Below are 3,492 nucleotides of genomic sequence, written 5' to 3' on the forward strand. Positions count from 1 at the left end.
CTTTCCGCCACCTCGCGCGCCGCAGTGAGCGTGGTCATGGTTCGTTGCGCGAGCGCAGGCACGTCCGCCGGATGGTCGGAGCGGAAATGCGCGCCGCGGCTCTCGCGCCGCGTCCAGGCCGCGGCGGCGACGAGCAGGGCTGCCGCCGCCATGTTGCGGAGTGCGATGCTTGTTGCCTCGCGCTCGAGCGTGGCAAAGCTGCGTACCGCCTCCGCAAGTCCGTCACCGTCGCGGATCACGCCCACGCGCGCGCTCATCATGGCGCGGAGGCGCTTTGCGACCGCAGCATCCGGCGCGCCGCCGCGCGGCGTCACCAGCGCGTCGGGGAGGCGGGCAGGCGAGGGGATCGCGCGGCCGGCGATGTCGTCGGCGATGCGCGCGGCGTAGACTACCGCCTCCAGCAGCGAATTCGAAGCGAGCCGGTTGGCGCCATGCGCGCCCGTGGACGATACCTCACCGCCGGCCCAGAGGCCGTCGATCGAGCTGCGGCCGCGGTCGTCGACCGCGATGCCGCCCATGTGGTAGTGCGCGGCCGGCGCGATCGGGATGACTTGCGTGGCGGGATCGATGCCGGCGGCGATGCAGCTTGCATGCACGGTTGGAAATTTTTCGGCGAAGCGTGCGCCCAGCGCCTCCCGCGCGTCGAGGAAGGCGCCGCGCCCGGCCGCAATCTCGGCAAACACGCCGCGGGCCACGATGTCGCGCGGCGCGAGTTCGGCGAGCGGATGACGCGCCAGCATGAAACGCTCACCATTGGCGTTGATCAGCGTCGCGCCTTCGCCGCGCAGCGCCTCGGTCGCAAGCGGCGCCGGATCGCGGCCGACCATGATCGCGGTCGGGTGGAACTGCACGAATTCGGGGTCGGCGATCACTGCGCCGGCCCGCGCCGCGATCGCAAGGCCCGATCCGCTGGCCTCGACCGGATTGGTTGTGACGCCATAAAGATGGCCGATGCCGCCGGTTGCGAGCACCACCGCGCGGGAGGCCATCATCGTCGGTCTCGCTGAAAAATTGCCGGCCTCGCGCAGCTGAAGACCGGTGACGGCGCCGTCCTCCGTCAGCAGCGCTTCGGCGACAAAGCCTTCGATCACGCGGATCGACGGCGTGCGGCGCACGGCTTCGCTCAGCGCCGCGATGATCGCGGCGCCGGCTCCATCGCCGCGGACATGCACGATGCGCCGCGCCGAATGCGCGGCCTCGCGCCCCACGGCGAGCCTGCCTTCGAGATCGCGGTCGAACGGCACGCCGTAAGCCAACAGATCGTGAATCCGCGGGCCGGCCTCGCGCGCGATCCCGAGCGCGATCGCTTCGTCGACGATGCCGCCGCCGACGGCGACGGTGTCGGCGGCGTGTGCCTCGGCACTGTCACCCTCGGCCACCGCGGCTGCGATGCCGCCTTGCGCCCATGCGGACGATGCGCCCTGTCCGAGCGGCGCCGCCGCAATCAGCGTCACCGGCCGCGGCGCGAGTTTCAGCGCGCAGAACAGGCCCGCGAGGCCGCCGCCGACGATGACGACGTCGTCGCTAGAGCGGGTGAGGTTGTGGATGTTGTTTGTTGTCATGGCTTTCTCCAAGCTCTCAACCGTCGTCCCGGCGAAGGCCGGGACCCATACTCCGCGGCAGCAGTTGTTGGCTGAGCCGTTCGACGCTGACCTTTGCAACCACGCCGTTCGGTGGTTATGGGTCCCGGCCTTCGCCAGGACGACAGCTGTGTTTGCTGTTGCTTGTTGCTCAATTCTTCAGATTGATCATTCGCTCGACCGATCGCCTTGCGCGCTCGGCGATGGCCGGGTCGATCGTCACTTCCTCGCCAAGCGTCAGCAGGCTGTCCAGAATATTGGCGAGCGTGATGCGCTTCATGTGCGGGCAGAGATTGCAGGGCCGCAGCATTTCGACGTCCGGCAGCTCGGCGCGTACATTGTCGGCCATCGAGCATTCCGTGATCATCACGAGCCGCCGCGGCCGCTTCTCGCGCACCCAGTTGATCATGTGCGCGGTTGAGCCGGTGAAATCGGCTTCCGCCAGCACGTCAGGCGGACATTCGGGATGCGCGATGATCTGCACGGACGGATCGGCCTCGCGAAGCTCGCGCAGCTCCGCAGCCTTGAAGCGCTCGTGGACCTCGCAGGCGCCTTTCCAGGCGATGATCTTCACGTCGGTCTTGGAGGCCACATAAGTCGCGAGATAGCGGTCGGGCAGGAAGATCACGCTTGGCGCGTTCAGGCTCTCGACCACCTGCACCGCGTTCGACGAGGTGCAGCAGATGTCGACCTCGGCCTTCACCTCCGCCGACGTGTTGACATAGGCAACCACCGGCACGCCGGGAAATTTTTCGCGCAACAGYCGCACGTCGGCGCCGGTGATGCTGGCCGCGAGCGAGCAGCCGGCACGCGAGTCCGGGATCAGCACGGTCTTGTCCGGGTTGAGAAGTTTCGAGGTCTCCGCCATGAAGTGCACGCCGCATTGCACGATGATGTCGGCCTTCACCTTGGTGGCCTCGACCGCGAGCTGGAGCGAGTCGCCGCCGATGTCGGCGACGCAGTGAAAGATCTCCGGCGCCTGGTAGTTGTGCGCGAGGATCACCGCGCCCCGCGCCGTCTTCAGCTCGTTGATCGCCTTGATCGTCGGCGCCATCAGCGGCCACTCGATCGATGGGATCACGTGCTTCACCCGCTCGTAGAGATGCGCGGTGGCCCGCTCGACCTCCGGCGTCCATGCCAGCGACGGCATCGGCAGCGCGGACCTGGTCCGCGCCGGGGCGGGGCGAGGGGCGGTGATTTGGCCCTTCGGCCGGTTGGCAAAGTCGTCGGGGCCGTAAATTCCAGTGATCGGCATCGAAGCCTCCCGTGCATGTCTTGATATGCCTATATATGCTCATAATGAGTATATATAGAGCCCGAGAAATCCGGCCGAGAGGCCGGGTCCGATTTCAGCAGCGCTCAAATATGCTCAGTCTGAGTAAATCAAAGATAACACGCCGGGGCGGGAGCCGCTAGATCCTGCCGCACACATTCTCGTCATGGCGCGTTCGCCTTGGCGCGGGCGCCCGTCGTCGGGCGAGGTCTCGGGGAAATGCAATGCTCCCGCGAGAGCTCTTCGTGGAACGCAACCATTTTTGACTTGGGATTTTCATGCATTTGCATTAAACGGCTGACCTTGCGGTGCCTGTTCCGGATCCGCCAACGACAGATGAGGAAGTGCATGTCGACACAAGTGGGCGAGCTCGGTCCGCACTCACGTTCCTCCACCTGGCGCACGCCGGCCGTCATCATCCTCTGCGGCTGCGCCATCGGCATGCTGGGTTTCGGCCCGCGCTCGGCGCTCGGCTTCTTCGTCCAGCCGATGAGCCACGAGTTCAGCTGGGGCCGCGACGTGTTTGGCCTGGCCATCGCCTTTCAGAATTTGCTGTGGGGATTGGGCCAGCCGTTGGCCGGCGCGGTCGCCGACCGCTTCGGCCTGTTCCGCGTGATGTGCGTGGGTGCTCTGCTCTAT

General features: G+C 66.8%; 2 protein-coding genes and 1 pseudogene. 1 reads left to right on the forward strand and 2 read right to left on the reverse strand.

Annotated elements, in window-relative coordinates:
- Positions 1-1,562: L-aspartate oxidase (locus ACXJL8_RS36780; protein WP_456686595.1), on the reverse strand; the 1,562-nt coding region annotated here is incomplete at its 3' end.
- Between the two features lie 169 nt (positions 1,563-1,731).
- Complete coding sequence (nadA, locus tag ACXJL8_RS36785) at positions 1,732-2,835, reverse strand: quinolinate synthase NadA (protein WP_456622981.1); 1,104 nt, start codon at positions 2,833-2,835, stop codon at positions 1,732-1,734.
- Positions 2,836-3,201: 366 nt separating this feature from the next.
- Between nadA and ACXJL8_RS36790 the strand changes: the two are divergent.
- Positions 3,202-3,492, forward strand: a pseudogene (locus ACXJL8_RS36790) (MFS transporter); the annotation flags it as partial.

The sequence above is a fragment of the Bradyrhizobium sp. P5_C11_2 genome (assembly GCF_054049755.1).